The sequence below is a fragment of the Amycolatopsis sp. lyj-23 genome (genome assembly GCF_046549135.1).
Classification (GTDB): domain Bacteria; phylum Actinomycetota; class Actinomycetes; order Mycobacteriales; family Pseudonocardiaceae; genus Amycolatopsis.
Window position 1 is genome coordinate 278,182 of sequence record NZ_JAJPWN010000013.1, and the last position, 21,451, is coordinate 299,632.

General features: G+C 71.3%; 21 protein-coding genes. 13 read left to right on the forward strand and 8 right to left on the reverse strand.

Features of this window, described 5'->3' with window-relative positions; genetic code table 11:
• Positions 1 to 26: 26 nt before the first annotated feature.
• Positions 27 to 668, reverse strand: a complete 642-nt coding sequence (locus tag ACLJPY_RS31690; protein WP_410594076.1) for a hypothetical protein — start codon at positions 666 to 668, stop codon at positions 27 to 29.
• A gap of 152 nt (positions 669 to 820) precedes the next feature.
• On the opposite strand from ACLJPY_RS31690, the gene ACLJPY_RS31695 reads away from it, so the two are divergent.
• The gene (locus ACLJPY_RS31695) at positions 821 to 1,327 is read left to right on the forward strand and encodes a SigE family RNA polymerase sigma factor (protein ID WP_410593988.1); all 507 of its coding nucleotides are present in this window, start codon (positions 821 to 823) and stop codon (positions 1,325 to 1,327) included.
• Positions 1,327 to 2,199, forward strand: a complete 873-nt coding sequence (locus tag ACLJPY_RS31700) for a hypothetical protein (RefSeq protein WP_410593990.1) — start codon at positions 1,327 to 1,329, stop codon at positions 2,197 to 2,199. The genes ACLJPY_RS31695 and ACLJPY_RS31700 overlap by 1 nt, the downstream gene beginning before the upstream one ends.
• Before the next feature lie 51 nt (positions 2,200 to 2,250).
• On the opposite strand, the gene ACLJPY_RS31705 is transcribed toward ACLJPY_RS31700, so the two are convergent.
• Positions 2,251 to 3,018, reverse strand: a complete 768-nt coding sequence (locus tag ACLJPY_RS31705; RefSeq protein ID WP_410593992.1) for a S1 family peptidase — start codon at positions 3,016 to 3,018, stop codon at positions 2,251 to 2,253.
• Between the two features lie 272 nt (positions 3,019 to 3,290).
• Between ACLJPY_RS31705 and ACLJPY_RS31710 the strand changes: the two genes are divergently transcribed.
• The 4 genes from ACLJPY_RS31710 to ACLJPY_RS31725 all read left to right on the forward strand — a co-directional run bounded on the left by ACLJPY_RS31710 (position 3,291) and on the right by ACLJPY_RS31725 (position 7,411).
• Positions 3,291 to 4,223, forward strand: a complete 933-nt coding sequence (locus ACLJPY_RS31710) for a hypothetical protein (RefSeq protein WP_410593994.1) — start codon at positions 3,291 to 3,293, stop codon at positions 4,221 to 4,223.
• A 78-nt stretch (positions 4,224 to 4,301) separates the two neighbouring features.
• Positions 4,302 to 5,594: a hypothetical protein gene (locus ACLJPY_RS31715; RefSeq protein ID WP_410593996.1), complete on the forward strand. Its 1,293-nt coding sequence runs from the start codon at positions 4,302 to 4,304 to the stop codon at positions 5,592 to 5,594.
• 53 nt (positions 5,595 to 5,647) lie between these two features.
• Positions 5,648 to 6,598, forward strand: a complete 951-nt coding sequence (locus tag ACLJPY_RS31720) for a GlxA family transcriptional regulator (protein ID WP_410593998.1) — start codon at positions 5,648 to 5,650, stop codon at positions 6,596 to 6,598.
• Between the two features lie 117 nt (positions 6,599 to 6,715).
• On the forward strand, positions 6,716 to 7,411 hold the full coding sequence (locus ACLJPY_RS31725) for an alpha/beta fold hydrolase (protein WP_410594000.1): 696 nt from the start codon (positions 6,716 to 6,718) through the stop codon (positions 7,409 to 7,411).
• Position 7,412: 1 nt separating this feature from the next.
• Here the strand turns inward: ACLJPY_RS31725 and ACLJPY_RS31730 are convergent, their stop codons facing one another.
• Positions 7,413 to 8,954 carry an FAD-dependent monooxygenase gene (locus tag ACLJPY_RS31730; RefSeq protein ID WP_410594002.1) on the reverse strand — a complete coding sequence of 514 codons (1,542 nt, stop codon included), beginning with the start codon at positions 8,952 to 8,954 and terminating at the stop codon, positions 7,413 to 7,415.
• 65 nt (positions 8,955 to 9,019) lie between these two features.
• On the opposite strand from ACLJPY_RS31730, the gene ACLJPY_RS31735 reads away from it, so the two are divergent.
• Both ACLJPY_RS31735 and ACLJPY_RS31740 read left to right on the forward strand, forming a co-directional pair.
• Positions 9,020 to 9,589: a TetR/AcrR family transcriptional regulator gene (locus ACLJPY_RS31735; RefSeq protein WP_410594004.1), complete on the forward strand. Its 570-nt coding sequence runs from the start codon at positions 9,020 to 9,022 to the stop codon at positions 9,587 to 9,589.
• A 95-nt stretch (positions 9,590 to 9,684) separates the two neighbouring features.
• Positions 9,685 to 10,803: an epoxide hydrolase family protein gene (locus tag ACLJPY_RS31740; protein ID WP_410594078.1), complete on the forward strand. Its 1,119-nt coding sequence runs from the start codon at positions 9,685 to 9,687 to the stop codon at positions 10,801 to 10,803.
• Between the two features lie 6 nt (positions 10,804 to 10,809).
• Here ACLJPY_RS31740 and ACLJPY_RS31745 read toward each other — a convergent pair whose 3' ends face one another.
• Genes ACLJPY_RS31745 through ACLJPY_RS31755 form a run of 3 tightly spaced genes read right to left on the reverse strand, consistent with a single transcriptional unit; the run spans position 10,810 to position 14,199 of the window.
• The gene (locus ACLJPY_RS31745) at positions 10,810 to 11,931 is read right to left on the reverse strand and encodes an epoxide hydrolase family protein (RefSeq protein ID WP_410594006.1); all 1,122 of its coding nucleotides are present in this window, start codon (positions 11,929 to 11,931) and stop codon (positions 10,810 to 10,812) included.
• 58 nt (positions 11,932 to 11,989) lie between these two features.
• Positions 11,990 to 13,660 carry an MOSC domain-containing protein gene (locus tag ACLJPY_RS31750; protein WP_410594008.1) on the reverse strand — a complete coding sequence of 557 codons (1,671 nt, stop codon included), beginning with the start codon at positions 13,658 to 13,660 and terminating at the stop codon, positions 11,990 to 11,992.
• Positions 13,661 to 13,674: 14 nt separating this feature from the next.
• Positions 13,675 to 14,199, reverse strand: a complete 525-nt coding sequence (locus ACLJPY_RS31755) for a CGNR zinc finger domain-containing protein (protein WP_410594010.1) — start codon at positions 14,197 to 14,199, stop codon at positions 13,675 to 13,677.
• Positions 14,200 to 14,272: 73 nt separating this feature from the next.
• Here ACLJPY_RS31755 and ACLJPY_RS31760 point away from each other — a divergent pair, with 73 nt between their 5' ends.
• The 4 genes from ACLJPY_RS31760 (at position 14,273) to ACLJPY_RS31775 (ending at position 16,861) form a co-directional block, all read left to right on the forward strand.
• Complete coding sequence (locus ACLJPY_RS31760) at positions 14,273 to 15,148, forward strand: DUF427 domain-containing protein (protein ID WP_410594012.1); 876 nt, start codon at positions 14,273 to 14,275, stop codon at positions 15,146 to 15,148.
• A 1-nt stretch (position 15,149) separates the two neighbouring features.
• Positions 15,150 to 15,863 carry an SDR family oxidoreductase gene (locus tag ACLJPY_RS31765; protein WP_410594014.1) on the forward strand — a complete coding sequence of 238 codons (714 nt, stop codon included), beginning with the start codon at positions 15,150 to 15,152 and terminating at the stop codon, positions 15,861 to 15,863.
• Positions 15,847 to 16,287 carry a VOC family protein gene (locus tag ACLJPY_RS31770; protein WP_410594016.1) on the forward strand — a complete coding sequence of 147 codons (441 nt, stop codon included), beginning with the start codon at positions 15,847 to 15,849 and terminating at the stop codon, positions 16,285 to 16,287. The genes ACLJPY_RS31765 and ACLJPY_RS31770 overlap by 17 nt, the downstream gene beginning before the upstream one ends.
• An 85-nt stretch (positions 16,288 to 16,372) precedes the next feature.
• Positions 16,373 to 16,861, forward strand: coding sequence for a hypothetical protein (locus ACLJPY_RS31775; RefSeq protein ID WP_410594018.1), 489 nt, complete (start codon positions 16,373 to 16,375; stop codon positions 16,859 to 16,861).
• 1 nt (position 16,862) lies between these two features.
• Here ACLJPY_RS31775 and ACLJPY_RS31780 read toward each other — a convergent pair whose 3' ends face one another.
• A complete protein-coding gene (locus ACLJPY_RS31780) occupies positions 16,863 to 18,518 on the reverse strand; it encodes a purple acid phosphatase family protein (protein WP_410594020.1) in 1,656 nt (551 codons plus the stop codon).
• Between the two features lie 252 nt (positions 18,519 to 18,770).
• Here ACLJPY_RS31780 and ACLJPY_RS31785 point away from each other — a divergent pair, with 252 nt between their 5' ends.
• Positions 18,771 to 19,175 carry a ribonuclease domain-containing protein gene (locus tag ACLJPY_RS31785; RefSeq protein ID WP_410594022.1) on the forward strand — a complete coding sequence of 135 codons (405 nt, stop codon included), beginning with the start codon at positions 18,771 to 18,773 and terminating at the stop codon, positions 19,173 to 19,175.
• Positions 19,176 to 19,626: 451 nt separating this feature from the next.
• Here the strand turns inward: ACLJPY_RS31785 and ACLJPY_RS31790 are convergent, their stop codons facing one another.
• On the reverse strand, positions 19,627 to 21,333 hold the full coding sequence (locus ACLJPY_RS31790) for a toll/interleukin-1 receptor domain-containing protein (protein ID WP_410594024.1): 1,707 nt from the start codon (positions 21,331 to 21,333) through the stop codon (positions 19,627 to 19,629).
• Positions 21,334 to 21,451: the final 118 nt, after the last annotated feature.

The window sequence follows — 21,451 nt, forward strand, 5'->3', positions numbered from 1 at the left end:
GAGATCCCCCGGCGGCACGCGTGCGCTCACGGAGTCCATGCGCCGGTGAAGAGGGCCACTTCGACGTGGTCGGGTTCGCCGCCGAACTCGGGACGGGCGGCCTGGTCCGCGGCCCAGCGCAGGTAAGCCGACCAGGTGCCGGCCCACCACCCCGTCCGATATTTCCCGGCGGGTCCCGCCGACGCGGGCAGCCGGCTCGCCACGACCCGGTCCAGGATCAACGGCTGGATCCCGCCTTCGCCGCGGCGGTAGCCGGCGAAGTAGAGCAGCTTCGTGAAGAAGGCTGCTCCGAGGCCCGTGACCTTCGCGGTGGTCGTGAACCGCTCGTAGCAGTCCTCGAGCACCGCCGGGGTGAGGGCACGCGGACGCAGGCCGGCGAGCGCGGCTTCCAGCCGCTCGGCGGCCTTTTCCTGAGCGAGGATGCGGCCGGTCCGGAACGGCCCGTACCCGCGGATCCCGTGTCCCCAGGCCAATACCCCCGCCGTGAACTGCGCGCTCGAGACGTGCCGCGCGCGCCAGCGTTCGGCGAGGGCGAAAACCTCGCTGCGACTGACCTTCCCGGTCGACGCGAAGTCCGCCGGCCAGGCACCGGACGGGAGCGCGGCCGCCCAGCGTGGCCCGTCGACGGTGATCGGCTCCGGCTCACCCGGAAGCGCACCATGCAGCATGAGCACGAAGTCGGTCCGAGCCGGGAGTTCATTACAGCTTTCTGCACGTCACGCGCCTGAGCGTGCACCAGGCTCCGCCGGGCCCCCGGGCCCATCCGCGATTTCCCGGACGCGACTGCAACAGATCACCGGGGTAGCGGCGTTTTGAGGGTGTGCAGTTCGAAGAGTTCTCCCGTGAGCAGCTGCCGGGCCTGGTGCGGTTCGCCGCCGTGCTGACCGGTGACCGGGAACTGGCCCAGGATGTCGTGCAGGACGCGCTCGTGCGTGCGCACCAGGGCTGGCGGCGGATGGCGGTGGTGGACCGGCCCGACCTGTACATGCGGAAGATCGTCGTCAACGGCTACCTCTCCTGGCGCCGCCGGTGGTACCAGCGGTCCGTGCACGTCACCGCCGATGTCAGCCGGTTCGGTGAACCCATCGCACCCGATCCGGCGTGGCGGATCAGCGACGCCGACCAGCTCGCCGGGCCGCTCGCCCGGTTGAGCCGCGCCCAGCGCGCCTCGATCGTGCTGCGGTTCTACGAGGACCGCGACGACGACGAGATCGCCGCGGTGCTCGGCTGCGCGCCCGGGACCGTGCGCAGCCACATCTCACGAGGGCTGAGTGCCCTGCGGGTCCACCTCGACGAAGGCGTCAACGAAGGCAAGGAGAGCGTGTGATGACCGACCTCGACGAGCTGCGCCGGGCGCTGCGGGCCCAGGAAGTCCTGGCCCCCGATCCGGAAGCCGTGCTCGCCGTCGCGACCCGCCGGATCCGGCGGCGCCGCGCGGCCGGCGTGGCCGCGGTGGTGCTCACCGTGGCCGCGCTGGGCACCGGCGCCATCGCCCTCGTGAACCGCACCACGCCGCCGGCCACGCTCGCGAGTCCGGCGTCCGCCGTGGACGCCGTGGCGCCCGCCGCGGAGAAGGTGCCGCCGGCGCCACCGGCGATCAGCCTCGACGACGGTTCCTGGACCCTGGCGATGTGGTCGATCCAGCCGCACGTCGCCGCGCTGCACTACGGGCAGGCCCAGCGGTACGCGTTCGAGATCGACGTCCGGGACGGCGCCGCGCCGCACGGGACGCTGCTCGCGAAGCCCTCGGCGGCCGGCCAGCTCGCCAACCCGCGGGACGTCCGGTGGCAGGACGGACCGGATCGGTGGATCTGGGTGCGGACCACGAAGCCGGTGACCGCTGCGGACATGCTCGCCCTGCTGGGGAAGATCCGGACGACGCCGCCGGTGCTCGCGTCGCCGCTCAAGTCGGTCTCCATCCCGGACGGGCAGAAGGTCGACACGTTCACCAGCGAGCCCGAAACGAACACCCTGATGCTGTGTCCCGATCCCGAGGTGGCGAAACTCCCGGTCGACAGCCGGTGCCTCTCGCTCACCGTGTCGTTGACCAGCAGGTTCGCCGAAAGTTCCGTCCCGGACGACCCGCTGCCGCTGCACCGGCACCGGACAGTCGGCGCCTACACCGTCGAGGTCGACAGCTCGCACGCCAACGAGCAGGCGGCGCTGAAACTGCTCGATTCCGTTCGGCTCGACCGGTGACACAGGGCCGCCGGCCGGTCGGGGGAGCCCGGCCGGCGACCCCGGGCCGCCTCAGATGCCGCTGACCTGGCGGATCCAGCTGCGGCCCGCCGCGACACTGCCGTAGGTGGTGGTGCTGGACCGGTCGCTGGTCGAACACACGCCGACCTGCACGCCGTCGTCGATCATCGGGCCGCCGGAGTCGCCGCCGGCCACGGCGCCGTTCGGGGTGTCGGCCGCGATCGCCGGGCCGCCGAAGTAGTCGGTGGCGCTCGTGTCGGCGATCTGCACCGCCGCCTGCTTCAGCACGGACGACTGGTGGTTGCCTTCGTCGGTGGACTGGGTCGCGCCCCAGCCGTAGACGCGGGCCGCGTCGCCTTCCTGGGCGTCGGAGGAACTGCCGGCGAGCCGCGCGAACGTGCCGCCGCCGTCGGCGTTCAGCTTGATCAGGGCGAGGTCGCCCCCGGAGTACACGTACGTCGTCGACGCCTTCGCGTGCACGCCGCCGGAAGCGCTGTTCGAACCGACGTAGAGGTCGATGTCGGTCAGGCGCCGCCCGTTGTTGTCGTACATGCAGTGCTTGGCCGTCAGCACCCACCGCGTACCGATGAGCGTGCTGGTGCAGAAGAAGGTGTAGCCGTTGGCGTGCCCGTTGAACCGCGTGATGTAGCCGGGGTTCTGGGCCGTGCTGCCGCCGATGATCGACGGCTGGGCGGCCGGCGAAAGCGGCGTGACCGGGGTGCTCGCCGACGCCGGGGCCGCGGCGAGCGTGCTGACCGCGGCGCACGAACCGACGAGCAGCGCGGCGGCGCGGGCGAACCGGCCGGAGGGGTTGCGCATGGGGAACTCCTTGGAGGCGGAACCGGTGGGGACTCACTGAACGTAAGCGCACGGTGTGTCCCCGGTAAGCGCCCGAAGATCCGAGTCGATCAACGGAACAGAACGGATCTTTCGGCGGGTTGCGCGGCCGTCGGCCGACGTTCGTCGGGTGACAGCCGCCGTCCGCGGCTGTTAAACCGGGGACGGTCCGGCACCACCGGACGTCCCGGCCACCACGGCGCGATCCGCCGGACGGCGCACCCGTTTCTCCGCACCGACGCCGAGGACCGCCGATGCCGTTGTTCGCGGTGCCACCGCCGGAACCCGCCGGCCGGGAGCTGGCGCAGGCGCTCGCCACCGGCCCGTTCAGCCGCGCGCTCTCCCTGGCCATCGACCGCAGCGGGCTGGGCCTCGCCCGCCTCCGTGACCGCCTCGCGGCCGCCGGGGTGCCCGTCAGCACCACGACGCTCAGTTACTGGCGCACCGGCCGGACCCGTCCGGAACGGCCGGACTCCCTGCGTGCGGTGGCGGTGCTGGAGGACGTCCTCGGCGTGCCGGCCCGCTCGCTGACCGAGCTGCTGGCCCGGCCGGGGTGCCCCGGCGCCCCGGACCCGGTGCGCTGGGAACGGTTGTGGGGCCCGCGCGACGACGTGCTGCCGGTGCTGCATTCGTTCGACGCGGCGGACGAGACGTCGTTGCTGGTGCTCAGCCTGCACGAGGCACTGCAGGTCGACGCCGCCCGCTGTCTCACCCGGCTGCGGGTGCGCGAGGTCGTGCGCGCGGTGGAAGAACCGGTCCAGGCCAAGGTGGTGGCGCTGCGCGGCTGCGTCCCGGGCCGTCCGCCGCGGCTGGTGTCGGCGCGGTACTGCCGGCCCGTGCGCACCGAGGTCCTGCCGGAACAGGGGTTCGTGGTCAGCGAGCTGGTGCCGAACCGGTCGATGGCCGTCGGGGAGACCGCGATCCTCGAGTACGAGTTCGAATACACCGACGGCGTCCCGGACACCAGTTACGACCGCCGGTTCCGGCACCCCGTGGCCGAACACCTGCTGGAGGTCCACTTCGCCCCCGGCACCTTGCCGGCGAGCTGCGCCGCTTACCGGCTGGACGCGCCGGGCGGTCCGGAACGGGACGTGACCGCCGTCCCGGTGTCACCGGCCGCGCCCGCCCACCACTTCGCCACCGGTTTCGGACCCGGGATCCGGGGTCTGCGCTGGAGCTGGACCTGACCGGCCGCGACCCGGCCGGAGGCGCGACCACAAGCCCTACCATGGACGTCGGATGGGCGAGCCGACCCGAGGAGACGAATGTACGGTGTCCACGCTCCGGACGCGGATGCTGTCCGCCGGCTGATCCCCACCGTGCAGGATTTGCTCGAATGGCCGTACTGCAGCTATTTGTTCTACCTCGCCCGGCGTGTCGATCACGAGGCCATCGCCTTCCTCGAGCGTTACGCGGAAGCTGTGCACGACGAGACCGGCGAGGCGATCGCGGTGATCGTCCTGTTCGACGACATCGAGGTGCTGGGGCAGATCCGGGGCCGGGAAAACGGCGGCCCGGCGACGGCGGACCACCGCCGGGTCGTCGACGACCCGCAAATCGTGTACGGCTCGTACGCGCTCACGCGGGATCGCGTGCCGCAGCGGACGACCAGCGAATTCCGGGCGGCCTCGCCGCGCTGGAGCCTCAAGTTCGCGGACGCCCTCGGGCTCAACCGTTCCTTCCTGCCCTGCCTCGTGGCCTTCGACCACGCCGAAGGTGCGGAACCGTCGGAGTGCGTCGTCCTCGACCTTTCGAACGCCGACGAAGCCTGGAACATCCTTCGGGACGCCATCGCCGGCTTCATGGCCGTGCCCGCCAGTCAGCAGTTCGTGTTGGCCGCCGAACGAATCCGCACCTTGACCCGGGATCTCCGGGCGGTTTCCGGGACCGGGCCGGCTGCGCACTACTGGGCGATGCCGACCACGCCGGAGGAGTTCCTGCGCTTGCTGACCCAGCCGGATCACCCGGACCGCGCTCCGGTCCTGGACCTCGTTTCCCGGTCGCCCGATCGCGCCGCGGTGGCCACTCTGAATCGCTTCATCGGTGACAACGCGGCGTTGAAAGCGGTAGCCAACCACGAAGCTTGCGTGGAAAGCCTGCGGCGACATTGGCTGGACGCCGAGTTCCGATCGGGCGCGGCGCCCGCGCGGGTGGTCCGTCGCCTCGCGGACGCCCTGCGCATCCTCGGGCAGGATCCGGCCGCCGCGGCCGTCGACGAGGTGCTGCTGTCCGATGTGGAGCGGAGACCGCGGTTCGTCGAGGCGGTCGGACGAGCCGGGCGGGCCGAGCTGGCGGCGATCACGCGGGCGTTGGAGGCGGTCCGCGCGGCCGCCCGGCCGAGGGAACTGCGCCTTCGAGACGAAATCGACGCGGTGCGGGGGTCCGTGGAACCGGAGCCGTTCCTGCCCCACCTGGCCGCCGCCATCGATTCGGCGAGCCGGCACCCCGGCAGCTCCGTGCCGGGGACGAAAGTGACCCTGCGGCGGAAGATCGCGGGTGCCACCGGCTTCGCCGCGAACGTCGCGCAAATCCTCCAAGGGATCGGGGCCATCCCCTAGCGTGCCGGTCCCGAGCGGGAGCAGCAGGGCGGCAGCGGCCATAGGATGCGGCCATGGCCCGGCACCGGATGGTCGTCATCCTGCTCGAAGACGTCCTGCCCCTCGACTACGCGATCCCGGTTCACGTCTTCGGGAGGGAGGCGTCGGAGGCCTACGACCTCGTGACCGTTTCGGTGGGCGGTGGGGCGGTGCCGGTGGCCGGGGGGACCACGGTGGTGCCGGACGGTGGGCTCGAGCTGCTGCGCAAGGCGGCCACGGTGGTCGTGCCGGGGTACGCCGACGCGGTGGACCGGGAGCTGCCCGGTTCGCTGGTGCGGGCGCTGGCCGCGGCGCACCGGCGCGGGGTCCGGATGGTGTCCATCTGCTCCGGGGCGTTCGCGCTCGCGCGGGCCGGGGTGCTCGACGGCCTCACCGTCACCACCCACTGGTCGTTGTGCGCGGACCTCGCCGAGCGGTTCCCCGCGCTCACGGTCGACCAATCGGTGCTGGTGGCCGGCACCGGGACGGTCCTGACCTCCGGCGGGGTCACCGCCGGGGTGGACCTCTGCCTGCACCTGCTGCACGCCGACCTGGGGCCGGCCGCGGCGCGGCACGTCGCGCGGCGCATCGTGATGGCGCCGCGGCCGGCGGACGGTCAGCGGCAGTTCGTCGAGAAATCAGTCGTCCCGCCCGGCGACGACGTCATCGCGCAGGCGCAGCAGTGGATGCTCGTGTCGCTGGAACAGGACCTGTCGGTGAAGGACGTCGCCGCCCGGTTCGCCATGTCCGAGCGGACCTTCCACCGGCGTTTCCGGCAGCGCACCGGCCTTCCGCCGGTGACGTGGTTGCGCGACCAGCGCATCGCCCGGGCCAAGGAACTCCTGGAGGGCTCGGACCTGTCCGTCGCGGAAGTCGCGCGCCGGGCCGGTTTCGGGACGGCGGCCAACTTGCGGGTGCAGTTCCGGCGCGCGACGAACGTCTCGCCGCGGGAACACCGGAAGTCGTTCGCGTTCGGCCGCGCCTGACCGGCTCGGGCGGTTGGCAGGATCGTTTCGATACCCGGCGGTACTGCCACTGTGCCGGGACGGCGTCCGGAGCGAGACTCGGTGGCGTACCGAATCGACCTCAGGAGAACACCTTCCATGAACCAGCCGACTCTCGTCCTCGTCCACGGCGCGCTGACCGATGCGTCGGTGTGGCGCCGGGTCTCCCGGCGCCTGCAGGAGGCCGGGCACCCCGTCATCGCCCCGTCCTTGCCCATGCGCGACTTCGGCGCCGACGTCGCCTACCTGAAGCAGTTCCTGCGCACGCTCACCGGTCCGCTCGTGGTGGCCGCGCATTCCTACGCCGGGTGCGTCATCTCGGCTCCCGATGCCCTGACGCCGGAAGTCCGATCGCTGGTGTTCGTCACGGCGTTCCAGCCGGAAGCGGGCGAGACGGCGGCCGCGCTGAACGGGAAGTTCCCGGGGAGCGGGCTCGTCCCGGACAACCTCGTGGTGCGTGCCTACCCCGGCGGTTCGGAGGTCTACCTCCGCGAAGACAAGTTCGGCGAAGTCTACGCGGGTGACGCCGACGAGCGTGATCGGAAGGTCCTCGCCGCCGCTCAGAAGCCGTTCGACCCCCGCACGCTGGAAGGCAGTTTCGCGGGCGACGCGAGCTGGCACGCGCTGCCGTCGTGGGCCGTCGTATCCACAAAGGACAACTCGATCCCGACGGCGGCCCAGCGCTGGATGGCCGAGCGCGCCGGCTCCAAGCTCGTGGAGGTGGCGTCTTCGCACGCCGTTCCGCTGGTGCACCCGGATGTGGTGGCCGAGACCGTCGTCGAGGCAGCGAGCTGAACTAGGCCCACGGGGACCGGCCGAGCACCTGTGCCAGTGCTTCGGCGAGAGGCGTGGCGGATTCCGAGTGCCACGCGACGATGACGTCGGGGCGCAGCAGCAGAGCGCCGTCGGCAGGCAGGCACGCCTCGGTGAGCCACTCCTGGTGCGCCACCGTCACCGAACGCAGTCCGAGGCGACGTGCTTCGCTCGTCCAGCGGTCGCCGCCGGGACCGGTGAGCAGGGTCAGGCCCGGTCCGGCGAAGTCCACTGTGGAGGTTGTCGCGTCGAGCCAGGCGTGGGGCACCCGGGTGCCGGGCCGTCCGGCCGGGGCGTAGTGGTCGGCCGGGGCCGGGTCGCGGCCGTCCGGGACGAAGGCGCCGTCCGGGTACTGGGTGCCGAACATGGTGGCCAGCAGGTCGTCGTGCGGGGTTTCGGGCCTGGTGTAGGCGGCGAGCATGTCGCCGACGTGTCCGCGGACCGTGCTGGACGCTTCGGCGATGGCGTAGCCCGCCGGGTGGCGTTCGGCGTGGTAGGTGTCCAGCAGGGCGGGCGCGGCCGTCCCGGCCAGGACGGCGGCGAGCTTCCAGGCGAGGTTGGCGGCGTCGGCGATCGCGGTGTTGGCCCCGGCCGCCGCCATGGGCGGCATCATGTGCGCGGCGTCGCCGGCGAGGAACACGCGGCCGTCGCGGAAGCGGTCGGCCACGCGCATCGCCGATTCCCACGGCGACCGGCTGAGCAGTTCGACGTCGAGATCCGGCCGGCCGAGCACGATGCGCAGGACGTCGCGCCAGTCGCCGTCGCCGAGCGTGGGTGCTTCGGGGAAGTCCGCCGTCGAGAACAGCCAGCGGTCCGTGCCGTTGACCGAGAGGAACGCGCCCGAGGCCACCGGGTTGGTGATCTCGCACAGGTTGAACGGCTTCTCGCGCGCCAGATCCGTGAGGTCGGCGCGGAAGTAGAGGTCGAGGTTGTCGGCCAGGTGGCCGTGGCCGCTGCGCGGGACGCCGAGTGCGGTGCGGATGGGACTGCGGGCGCCGTCGGCGGCGATCAGGTAGTCCGCCCTCAGCTCGTACGGCTCGCCGTCCGCGGGCTTCAGCCGCGCGGTGACGCCGTCGTCGTCCTGGACGAAGGACACCAGTTCGGTGCCCAGCCGGACGGACACGCCCCGTTCTCCGGCGGCCCGGCGCAGGATCGGCTCCAGCACGGCCTGCGGGCACAGCACGTTCGGTCCCGGGCTCAGTTCGGGGATCCGCGCCTGCTGGCGCCGCCGCTCGCGCATCGTGCCGCTCAGTTCCCGCGCGCGGGCCGCGACCAGCGTCGGCCCGGCCAGGACTTCGGTGAACGACGCCAGCGGCGCACTCGCCTCGGCGACCTCGTCCGCGAGACCGAGGAGGCGGAACACCTCGGTGCTGCGCGGGTTGAACCGGCGCGCCTTCGGCTGCGGGGACGCGCCGGCGTGCTTCTCCACCAGCACCGGCTGGACGCCTTCGCGCTGGAGCAGCAGGGCCGCGGTCAGCCCGGCGATTCCGCCGCCGCTGATCAGAACCGGAACGTGAGCCGTCATGACAACCTCCTGAAAGTGATACGGTACAACTTAGTACACCGTGACACTAGTGGTATCGTCAAGCCATGACGACACCGACGAGCAGGCGGGAGCGCAAGAAAGCGGCCACCCACCAGGCGCTGGCCGATGCGGCACTTCGGCTGTTCCTCGAGCGTGGCTACGACAACGTCGGCGTCCGCGAGATCGCCGAGGCGGCCGACGTCTCGACGACGACGTTGCAGAAGCACTTCCCCAGCAAGGAATCCCTCGTGTTCGACCGGGACGCCGCCATCGAGGAGACCCTGGTGGCGGCCGTGCGCGAGCGCGCGCCCGGCACTTCGGTGCTCGCCGCGTTGCGGGACCACACGCTGGCCCGCGTCGAGCGCGGCACCGCCGAAGGCGGGGGCGCGGAGTTCATGACCCTCGTGCGCGGCACCCCGGCGTTGACCGAGTACTGGCACCGGATGTGGATGCGGCACGAGAACGCGCTCACCCGCGCCCTCGCCGCCGAAACCGGCGCACCCGAAGCCGATCCCGCCTGCGCCGCGCTGGCCCACTTCGCGTTGGAAACCTCGGCCCTCGCCATGCGGTCGGAAGATCCGGTGCGCGCGGTCGAAGCCGCGTTCGCCATCCTCGAACACGGCTGGCGCCCATGACCGCCCCGAAGACCCCTCCGCCGCTCCCGGCGGCCGGCCACCGTCCCGGGAGGCCGTCGAGGACGGTTTTTCCCCGAAGCGAGGAGAAGACCATGGTGCTGTCAGTCAGTGACGCCGAGCTCGGCGAGCTGCGGAGTCGGCTGGCCGGCACGCGGTGGCCGGCGCCGTGGCCGGTGCCCGGCTGGTCGGCGGGCACCGATCCCGGTGAGCTGCGGCGGCTGGTCGCCCACTGGGCGACCGGCTACGACTGGCGTGCGCACGAAGCCGCCATCAACGACTTGCCGCACCACTTCGCGGACATCGCCGGGACGCCGGTGCACTACCTGCGGTTCGACGGCGAGGCCCCGGACGCGCTGCCGATCGTCTTGACCAACGGGTGGCCCAGCTCGTTCCTGGAGCTGACCGCCTTCGCCCAGCGGCTGGCAACGCCGTCGAAGCACGGTGGTGCCGCGGCGGACTCCTTCACCGTCATCGTCCCGTCGCTGCCGGGCTTCGCCTTCTCCCCGCAACGTCCGTCGCTGCCGGATCCCGTGCCGACCCACGAGCTGTGGCACCTGCTCATGCGCGAGGAACTCGGCTTCCCGCGGTACGCGGCGCACGGCGGGGACCTGGGTGCGGGCACCACTTCCCGGCTGGCCGAAGCCCATCCCGAAGCCCTGGTCGGTATCCACCTGATGGCTGTCGCCGGCCCGGTCGCCTACGACGAGGAGAGCCTCACCGCGCCGGAGCGGGCTCACCTCGCCTCGGTGGCGACCTGGTCGGCGCAAGAAGGCGCGTACCAGCACCAGCAGAGCACCCGGCCGGTCACCTTGGCCTACGGCCTGGCCGACTCGCCCGCCGGGCTGCTCGCCTGGATCCTCGAGAAGTACCGCGCGTGGAGCGACTGCGGCGGTGACGTGTCTTCGCGGTTCAGCGACGACTTCCTGCTGACGCAAGCGTCGCTCTACTGGTTCACCAACACGATTTCGACGTCGTTCCGGCCGTACTACGAGTACAGCGAGCACCTGACCCGCAGGGTCGAGCGGGTCGACGTGCCGACCGCCGTCGCCCTGTTCCCGGCCGACCTCGCCCAGCCGCCGCGCAGCTGGGCGGAACGCACCCACAACGTCACCAGGTACACGACGATGCCCCGCGGCGGCCACCTCGCCGCCCACGAAGAACCCGAGCTGCTCGCCCGCGACGTCACCGAGTTCTTCCGGGAACTGCGGAACTGAGGACGGTCAGCGGACGAGCCGGAAGAACCCGCGCACCTGCTCGACGAGCGACTCCGGCTGCTCCAGGGCGGCGAAGTGGCCACCTCGCGGCAGTTCCTCGAACCAGCGCAGGTCGGTGAACCGCAGCTCGGCCTCCCGCCGCGACGGGCGGGTGATGTCGCGCGGGTAGACCGACAGCCCGGAGGGGGCTGTCACCTTGTCCCGGAAGTGGGCGAAGCTTTCCCAGTACAGGCGGGCCGACGACGTGGCCGACGCGGTGAACCAGTAGACCGAGATCTCGTCGAGGATCTGCTGCCGCGTCACGGCGTCCTCGGGATGGCCGTTGTGGTCCGTCCAGGCCCAGAACTTCTCGGCGATCCAGGCGGCCTGGCCCGCCGGGGAGTCGGTGAGGCCGTAGCCGAGGGTCTGCGGCCGGGTCGCCTGGATCGCCGAGTAGCCCCGGCCGGTGCGCTGGAACTCCTTCTCCGCCGCGAGGTTCGCCAGCTCGGCGGGCGTCGGGTCGTCGAACGTGCCCGCCGCCACGGACCCCAGGTTCAGGTGCACCCCGGCGACCCGCCCGGGCGCCACCTCGCCCAGCGCGCCGGACACCGCCGAACCCCAGTCGCCGCCTTGGGCGCCGTACCGCTCGTAGCCCAGTGAAACCATCAGCGTGTCCCACGCCCGCGCGATGCGGGTGACGCCCCACCCGGGCACCGACGGCTTGTCGCTCCAGCCGTACCCGGGCAACGACGGCGCGACCACGTGGAACGCGTCCGCCGGGTCCCCGCCGTGCGCGCGCGGGTCGGTGAGCGGGCCGATGACCTTGAGGAACTCGAGCACCGAACCCGGCCACCCGTGCGTGAGCACCAGCGGGAACGCGTCCGGCTCCGGCGAGCGGACGTGCAGGAAGTGCACACCCAGCCCGTCGACGGTGTCGCGGTACTGCGGGAAGACGTTCAGCCGCTCGGCGAACCCGAAGTCGTAGTCCTCGGCCCAGCTGCGGCAAAGTTCCTGGGTGTAGGCCAGCGGGATACCCTGCGACCAGTCGTCCACCGGCTCGGGCTCGGGCCAGCGCGTCCGGCGCAACCGGTCACGCAGGTCCGCGATCTCGGCTTCGGTGATGCTGACCTCGAACGGCTCGGCGGTCACTGCGGTGTCCCTTCATCGGGTTTCGGCGCCGGGGCGATGTGCTGTCGGTGCCGGCGCGTCACAGGTCCAGAACGACGTCGTCCTGCGGCTGGGCGCAGCAGACGAGGGCTTCGTCCGCCGCCGGCGGTTCGAGCGGGTCGGGGTCGTACCGCACCCGGCCGGACAGCACCGGGGTCACGCAGGTGTGGCAGACGCCGGTGCGGCACGACCAGCGGGTCGGTACGTCGCACGCCTCGGCGAACTCGAGCAGGCTGGGGTAGCGGTCGCTCCACGGAGCGGTGAGGCCGCTTCGCGCGAACGTGACCGCGGGTCCCGGTCCGGCCTCGCCGGCCGGGGGGTGCGGGGTCTTGCGGACGACGCCGGTGAGGCCCGGGTTGATCGCCGACACTCCGCCGAACAGTTCACTGTGGACCCTCGCCGGGTCGAACCCCAGGGAGACCAGGGATTCGCGCACGGCCGTCATGAAGGCGTCCGGTCCGCACAGGTAGACGGTGCCGTCGACCGGCAGGTCCGCCAGGTTTTCGCGGGTCAGCCTGCCGTTTTCCGCGGTGTAGTGGATGTGCTCGTGGCCGTGCGGAAGGCCGGCCAGCAGCTCGTGTGCTTCGGCGGCGAACGCGTGTTCGGCGGCGGTCCGGGTGGTGTGCAGCCACCAGACCTCCCGTGGCGTCCGGTTCGCCGCGAGTGCGTGCAGCATCGCCAGGACCGGAGTCACGCCGATGCCCGCGGAGACCAGGACCACGGGACGGTCGTCTTCGGTCAGCACGAAGTCGCCCCGGGGCGCCGCGACGTCCACGACCGCGCCGGCGGCCAGGTGCGTGTGGAGGTAGCTGCTGACGACTCCGTCCCGTTTGACGCTGATGCGGTACTCGCGGTCCGAAGGCGCTGCCGACAGCGAGTAGCTGCGGACCGGTGCCGGGTCGCCGGCTCCGGGGACGCGCAGGGTGAGGTACTGGCCCGGCTCCGGCCGGGGGAGCGGCGAGCCGTCTTCGGCGGCCAGGTGCAGGGAGGCCACGGTCGTGCTCTCGGGCACCACGCGGGTGACGCGCAGCGGCCGGAATCCGCGCCAGCCGGTGGGTGCCGATGGCTCCTGCGCGGCCAGCAGGTCCCGGAACGAGCCCTGCCAGCCGGGGCTGAGCGCCGGGATGTCGAGGGCCTTGCGCAGCGCGTCCCGGTCGCGGTGGGGCAGGTAGAGGAGTGCGTCGACGGCCGCGACGCTGACTTCGTGCCGGCCGGTCCGGGTGCGGACGATTTCGTCGCCGGCCTGGACGTGGCCTTCGGTGATGACCCGCAGGTAGAAGCCGGGCCGGTGGTGGGCCACCAGCAGGGACGGCATCCGCGGCTCGCCGAGGCGCATCCCGACGCGGAAGCACGTGACGCGCGGCTGGGTGACCTCGAACTCGGCCTCGCCGATGCGGTACCGGTCGCCGATGTGCACTTCGTCGTCGGGCAGGCCGTCGACGGTGAAGTTCTCGCCGAACCGGCCGTCCTCGAGGTCGTCGCGGCCGAGGAACCGCCGCCAGTGCTCGTAGGACTGGCGCTGGTAGACGAGCACCGCGCGGTTCTCGCCGCCGTGGCCGCCCAGGTCGCCCTGGCCGTCGCCGTCGACGTTGAGCCGGCGGACCATGCGGCGGCCCTCGACCGGGTACTTGAAGATTCCCGTGTGGACGGTCCGGCCCTGCCAGGGCACGTCCTTCGGCAGTCCGACGTTCAGTGACACCAACCGGGCCATGGTGGTCGTCTCCTTCAGTCCGCGGCGATCCGGGTGCGCTGGTAGTGCCGCCGGGCCTTCATGCGGTTGCCGCACAGGGCCATCGAACACCAGCGGGCGCTGTTGGGCTTGCTGTGGTCGATCAGGAACAGCCGGCACTCGGGGTTGGCGCACGGGCGCAGCCGGCCGGGGCTCGATTTGGCGAGCGCGTCCCACGCCAGCACCGCCCGGGCGGCGGCGGACCGGCCGGGTGGGACGTCGAGCACCCACTCGACGCCGTCGTCGCCGAAGACGGGCCGGTAGCCCACGCCGTCGACGAACCGCGCGGCCGCCGCGGGGGAGTCGCCGCCGCGCACGACGGCCTGCAGCACGGGGCGCGCCTCGAGCAGGGCGCGGTGCTCGTCGTCGGTGGCGGGCTGCCCGTGGGCGGCGAGCCAGTCCCGGCCCGCCCGCGGGTCGGCGAGGTCGTCTTCGACCCGGCCGTCCCGCACCGGGGTGGTGTTGAGCAGGTCGAGCAGCAATGTCTCGTCGGCCATCGCCAACCTAACCGTCAAACTCATGCTTGACAGGTTACAGCACGCCATGCTTGCCTGTCTAACCATCAAAGGTATTTGTAACGGTTAGGAGGACGTCATGGGATTGGCCTGGCAGCAAGGACCACTGGCCGCGAAGGCGGTGGGTCACTTCCTGGTCGAGCAGCCGCTGCCCGAGCGGCTGCTGTTCGCCGAGCCGCTGCGGCGGCGGATGCGCGTGCGGTTCGGCGGCGAGTGGGTGGCCGACAGCGAGGACGTCGTCCTGCTGCACGAGCCCGGCCGCTACCCGGTCGCGTACTTCCCGCTCGCCGACGTCCGCGACGACGTGCTGGCTGCCGAGAACCGGACGACGCCGCACCGCGAGCTGGGCCCCGCCGAGTGGTTCACCGTCCGGGCGGGGGACCGACAGGCGCCGCGCGCGGCCTGGCGCTACACCGGTCTCCCCGGCCACGCGGACGTCCTGCGCGACCGCGTCGCCTTCGCCTGGCGGGCGATGGACGCCTTCTACGAGGAGGACGAGCGGATCGTCGGCCACGCGGCCGACCCGTACCACCGCATCGACATCCGGCAGACGTCGCGACACCTCGTCGTGCGCGACGGCGACCGCGTCGTCGCCGAGACAACGCGCCCGGTCGTGCTCTACGAGTCGGGTTTCGCGCCGCGTTGGTACGTGCCACGCGAGGACATCGATCTGACCGCGCTGACGCCGGTCGAGGGCGAGACGTTCTGCCCGTACAAGGGGCTGGCCGGCTACTTCGACATCGGGCCGGGCAAACGCGCGGCCTGGTCGTACCCCGAGGCGTGGCCCGAGGTCGAGCGCGTGTCCGGGTTCGTGTCGTTCGAGCCGGACGTCGTCGACGTGACCCTCGACGGTCGCAAGCTGGCGCTCGAACCGGGTCAGACCGTCACCCCGCACGGCATCGACCGGGGCCTCGACCCCGGCGAGGTGCGGTCGTTCAGCTCGGGAGGGAACTGAAATGGCCTCGCTGGAAGACCGCAAGGTGCTCGTCATCGGCCGCGGCAGCGGCATCGCCCGCGCGGTGACGCGGGCGCTGCGGGTGGCCGGAGCCCAGGTCGTGGTGGCCGGGCGCGACCAGGCGGCGCTGGCCGAGGCCTACGACGACCCGGGCGTCGAGACCGCGTACGTCGACCTGACCGACGAGACGTCCGTCGCCGCACTGGCCAAGGAGCTCGGCCGGGTCGACCACGTCGTGTCGACCGCGTCGGCGCGGGCGCGCGGCGCGGTGGCGGAACTCGAGCACGACGTCGTGCTCCGGTCGTTCGACGTCAAGGTGCTCGGCCCGCTGCTGCTGGCCAAGCACTTCGCCCCCCGGTTGCCCGCGGACGGCTCGTTCGTCTTCTTCTCGGGTTCGTCCGCGCGGAAGCCGGCCGCCGGCATGCTGGCCGTCGGCGCCACGAACGCCGCGGTGGACGCGCTGGTCCGCGGACTGGCGGTGGAGCTGGCGCCGCTGCGGGTGAACGCGGTCTCACCGGGCACGGTCGACACCGGGGCGTACGACGGTCTCGGCGAGCGGAAGAAGGCCGAGCTGTTCGCCGCCCGCGCGGCCACCAGCCCGGCGCGGCGCGTCGGACGTCCGGAGGAAATCGCCGAAGCGGTCGTCTTCGCGCTGCGAAGTACGTTCCTGACGGGCGTTTCGCTCGCCGTCGACGGGGGTGAGCCCCTTGTCTGAGCTGGAGTTCCGCATCGAGGTCATCACCTTGCCCGTCACCGACGCCGACCGGGCACTGGAGTTCTACCAGGAGAATGCCGGATTCCACCTCGACGTCGACTACCGGCCGCACGACGGGTTCCGGGTGGTCCAGCTGACCCCACCCGGCTCCCCGGCCTCGATCCAGTTCGGCGTGGGCCTCACGGACGCCGCGCCGGGCTCGGCCCGCGCCGGCTACCTCGTGGTGGCCGACATCGAGGCGGCGCACGAAGAACTGGCCGGCCGCGGTGTGCCGGTCGGACCGCTGCGGCACAAGAAGTCCGTGGACTGGCAGGGGGACTTCGCCCCGGGCGTGGACCCGGACCGCCGTGACTACGCGAGCTTCTTCGACTTCGCCGACCCGGACGGCAACACGTGGGTCGTCCAGGAGCGTCGGCGTCGGTGAGAAAGCCGGGTACGGGCGGCCCCTCGGAATCGGCTGGAACTCGAAGCGATTGTCGATATCCTTCCGGGGAAAGAGGGGGAGTTCCATGACCGCTGTCGAGCGCACGCTCAGACCGATCGTCGTCCTGCTGTACATCAACGTGGGGATCAGCGTCCTGCTTACCGTGCTGACCTTCGTGTTCAAGAGCTCGGTCCTCGATTACCAGGTCCAGCACCTGGTCGAGGCGGGGAAGGTCATGCCGGGCCGGGAGGCGGCCACGCGTCGTGTGCTGGAGGGCACGCTCTGGATCCGGCCGCTGTCGATCCTGGTCGTCTCGGTGGTTTACGTCCGATTTGTCGCGCGGCTGAAGCTCGGCCTGCGACGCACTTACTACCGGCTCCTGGCCGTCGCGATCATCGGCGCGGGTGCGCTGGCCTACCTGATCCTCACCTCCCAGTTCCCGGTCTGGTACCGCGTCATCCAGGGCGTGCAGGGACTCGTGCTGCTCAGCTTGCTGCCGGCGCTGGCCACAAAGGACATCCGGAACCACTTCGCGCCGGAGCCGCAGGCGATGAAGATCTGGGACGACGCGTGAGTCAGGCGTCCGAGCGCGGACGTTGCAGCGTGAAGGTTTCGAAGGGCTTCAAAGCGCCGTCCGGGCCGACGACGTCGTAGTAGGTCACCTGCATGGTGGTGACCCCGCCGCGCCGCGTCCCCGGGTCGACGGTGAACGCCGCGAAACCGTAGGAGTTCGCCGCGTCGCGGACCGCCGACCAGGGGGCGTCCTCGGTGACGTACACCGGCGGGCGCTTGCCGGTCTTCGGGTCGGGGTCGCCGACCTCGGTGATCACGCGGCAGCGGGGCGGGGTGAAGAACAGCTGGTTCGACGGCGCCGACGTGCCACCGCCGCCGAGGACCATGTGGACGGTGCCCTTCGTCGTGTCGACGACGTCGGTGCGGGTCGAGGCCGGCACCGGCGTGCGCGTCGCGTTCGCCGCCGCGCCGCGGACCGGGTGCGACCGCTCGTAGTGGTGCTCGTGGCCGCAGACGACCAGGTCGACGCCGTAGCGGTCGAACAGCGGCACCCACTCCTCGCGGACGCCGAGGTCGGCGCCGTTGAACTGGTCGGCGGTGCTGATCGCGACCTGGTGCATGCAGACGACCACCCAGTCGACGCCGCGGTCGGCGCGCGCGGACGCCAGTTCGCGCTCCAGCCACGCCTTCTGCGCGCCGCCGGAGTAGCCGCGGACGTAGGAGTTGCCGCCGTCCTGGTAGCAGACGTCGTCGTTGGCGAGGCTGATCACCCGCACCGAGCCGACCGTGAACGAGTACCAGAGGCCGCGGGTGACCTCGGTCTGACCGGCGGCCGGCGGGACGGAGAAGTACGTCTGGTAGGCGGCGTACCCGATCGGGCCGTTGCCCAGCTCGTTCTCGTGGTTGCCGGCGGCGGGCATCCACGGCCGGTTGCGCGCGCTGCGGCTGTTGTTCGTCCAGAAGTCCCACCAGGTCCGGACGCGGTCGGTCGCCAGGTTGGCGTAGCAGAGGTCGCCGTTGAAGAGGTGGAACAGCGGCCGCACGCGCTCGACGCCGGCGGTGGTGTCGCCCGCCGCCGGCGAGCCGAGGTTGTCGTTGACCAGCGGCGGGTTCGGCAGCGTCACCCCGGCCGGCGGCACGTAGCGCTTGCCGAGCGTCGGAGTGCCCTGGTCGCCGAAGCTGGTGAAGGTGAACTTCCCGCGGCCGCGCGGCGCGGTGCGGAACGTCGCGAGCGCGGGCTCGGCGCCGTCGTGCAGCGCGGCGTAGATGTACTCGTGGTCCGGCTGGAGCCCGCGAAGTGACGCGTGGAAGGCGTAGACGACCTGCCCGGACTTCGCGTCGGTGTAGCTGACCGTCTTCGCCGGCACGCTGCGTTCGTACCGGCCGTCGGCGCGCCCGAGCAGCACCCGTGCGTTGCGCGCCGGCTGCAGGGTGTGCCACGAGACCACCACCTCGGCGGCCGCGTCCGCGCCGAACTGCAGGTGGAGTCCGCTGACCGCGGGGATCTTCACCGGGTCTCCGGCACCGGAGGTGAGCCCGGCGTCCTGACCGGCGGCCGGGCTGGTGGCCTGGCCGGCGGCCGGACCTGCGGCCGGACCGGCGGCCGGCTCGGCGTCGGCGACCCCGGCGAGCGGCCCGGCGGCGAGCACGGCCCCCGCGGCGGTGAGGAACCCCCGGCGGCTCACGTGGTGGGTAAAGATCTTTTCGTCGTCGGTCATCCGCACACGGTGGTCCAAGCCCGCGGCACTTCGCCACCACGGGCCGGTGAACGCTGCGGAACGAATGTCCACGCCACCAGGCACTATGCCCGTTGCGTCGCAAAAGTGACCGTTGTCGGTGGCCGGCAGTTCGCCTGGTGACATCCGGCGAAGTCGCTGCCGGAAGTTCACCGGCCGGCCACCTTCCTCGTCTCCTCCTGGCGAAGTGCGGCAGCCACCATTTCCGGTGCCCGTACGAGACGAGGAGGTTCCGTGCCCGCTTCCCTGCTTTCCCGCACCGCGCAGCGGCTCGCCGTGACCGTCACCGCGGTGGCGGCCACGCTCGGTGTCAGCACCACGGTCGCCGACGCCACCGTGTACAGCTCCTGCACGCAGACCCGCTGCACCGACGCCCGCTCGGCCAACACGACGTGGCAGAGCAAGGGCTACCCCGGCACGCGCGGCTGGTACGACTGGCCCGGCGGCAAGTGCAACTACGCGGGTGGCACCTACCAGAACCGCGAAGGCGAGCTCCCGGCCGGCGACTCGTTCCGCGAGTTCGACGTCTACCCGCGCACGTGCGGCGCAGCCCGCGACGCCTACCGGATCATCGTCGACCTGACCACCGGCGTGGTGTGGTTCTCGCCCAACCACTACACGGACTTCTACCGGCTCTGAGCCGGTCGGTCAGCCTTCCCAGCCGACCTCGTCCTCGGTGCGGAGGACGAGGTCGGCTTCGGGAAGAGCGTCCTTTTCTGCTCCTTCGGCACGCGTGGAGCCCGACGCGAACCGGGCCCGGGCGCCGCAGCCGGACCAGCCCCGGACCAGTTCGCCGATGCTTAGTGTCAGCCACCGCAGAGTCGGCAGCGCAGCCAGCTCGCCGACTTCTCGACGCTCAGGACGCGGGCCTCCAGTGCGCTCGCACCTGAGTGGGCTTGGGGGGCGTTACGGCTGCAGGGCGATGACGGACTCCGGTGGCGATCACACCAACTCTCCTGGCCGATGGGTTTCCTGTTCCGGGCCGACTAGAGCGACTTGCCGTTCAAGTGGCCGACGCAGAAGAAGTCACCGACCGTGAGCGCAGAATGTGACGGGCGTCCCCGGTCATGGTCGTCGGCCGGAGCCAGTATCAGCTGATTACCCTCGTGCCGTCGATCGACACCTCGATCCGGGCGACCAGATCGTCGCCACGGTAAAAGCGAAAGATCCAAGATGCCTCCGGGGGCGTGCGAGACAAGGCCACCGATACGGACGTATGCGGCTCTGTCGTCTGGCGGACGGCTCGCTGCCGGGCCCTTTCGGCCGCTTCCAGCAGCTGATCGGGCGCGGGAAGCGGCGTCGCGGACAACCGTGTGCTCAGCGTGAGGCGATCGGCGGCTGGTTGCTCTGTGGCGCCGGACCCGGCAGTGCACAGGATCCTTTTGTAGTCATAAGCAGCGCCGGTCCGGCCGTTTTCGCTGACCGGTGTTTCTTCCAGCCCGAACACCTCGATGACCCATTGCCCGGCCCGGCCGGCGCTATTCATCAGAGCGTCGGTGCGCGAGGAGATGTCGGGTGCCGCAAAGCTTTCGACCACGCCAGTGTTGGACAGGAAGCCCAGCAGCCACGTCCGTGCCCCGTACCGGGCCGCCAGCAGCTCGCTGGCCTTGGCCATCGCGTCGCCAGCGGTGAGGCGCTCAGGGATGTCCCAGATGTGCCGGTCGATCGCCCGCAGCTGGTGAGCGACCGAGATGGTGAATCCGCCATCGTCCCTCGGCCGCATGGAGGTGAAATCGGCGTTGAGCAGTTCGGTGCGCGCGTCTTGATCGAGGACCTCGCCTGTGCCGGCGTCGACAGCGACAGCTCGGACGCTCTCAGTCAACGTCGGATCGAAGAACGCCACGATCCACGTCGGCCTGTTGCCTACACGTTTGTCCCGTTCCAGCCGGGTCAGCGTCATCAGCTCACCGGCTGGCGCCGAGCCGCTCGTGCTGGCCAGCGCGGCGGATACCGCGACATCCGAGTCCACGAAAGGCTGGACGATCGGCACCGGGCGGAACGGGACGTACCGCCGGGTCACCTCCGTCATTTCGGCTCGGTGTTTCTCGACGTACGCAGCCACTTCTTCCTCGGACATTCCCGCCAGGTGGTTTACCGCGCACGACTTCACGATGATCGAACCGGCGACCGGAGCCGGGTCGGCGTCGTACCGGTATAAAGCGCGAAGCGCGTGTACCCGACCGTCCATGACAGCGAACGAACTGATCAGTCCTGTCGGGTCATCGTGGAACTCGACGATCCAAAACCGGCTGGTGCCATCCGACGTGTCGGCGAACTCCCAGTCACGGGTGTTCGCCAGCGAATACAGGTTCGCGACACCTTGCTGTGAAATCCCGAAGAGATCACCGATCGGTGCGTGTTCTTCCCGCACGAGCGTGACAGCCTCTCTGGCGCGCAGGAACATTCCGCGGGCGTGCTCGCGCTGGATGGCCGCGACGAGCCGGTGAGTGGCCCGGCGGTACTCCGCAGGCCTGCGGAAGTCCGCGTGAGCCATCCCGGACAACCGTGGCGCCCACTCCGGCGGCACGTCTTCGAGCAGGACGGGCAGCACACCCACACCAGCGGCGTCAGCCATGCCGATTTCCTCGGCGACCCAGTAGGAGTTGGCCGCCGCGGGAGATACGACGACGACCAGCCAGTCGGCTCGCGCTATTGCCTCTCCGATCGAGGTCAGCTGCTCGCCGACTCGTAGTTCTCGCTCGTCCATCCACACGGCGATCGACGCACGGCCGAGGTCGTTCGCGAGTCGGCGGGTGAAGTCCCTGTCCCGGCTGCTGTAGGACAGGAAGATCGTCATCGGGTCCCCGTTCCGTCCGTCGATAGACACGACTCACTATCGGCGTGGTGCGCGCCCTGGTTACACATCGCGGCAGTTGTCACGGAACCTGTAACAGGTCCGAGTCGGCGACCGACAA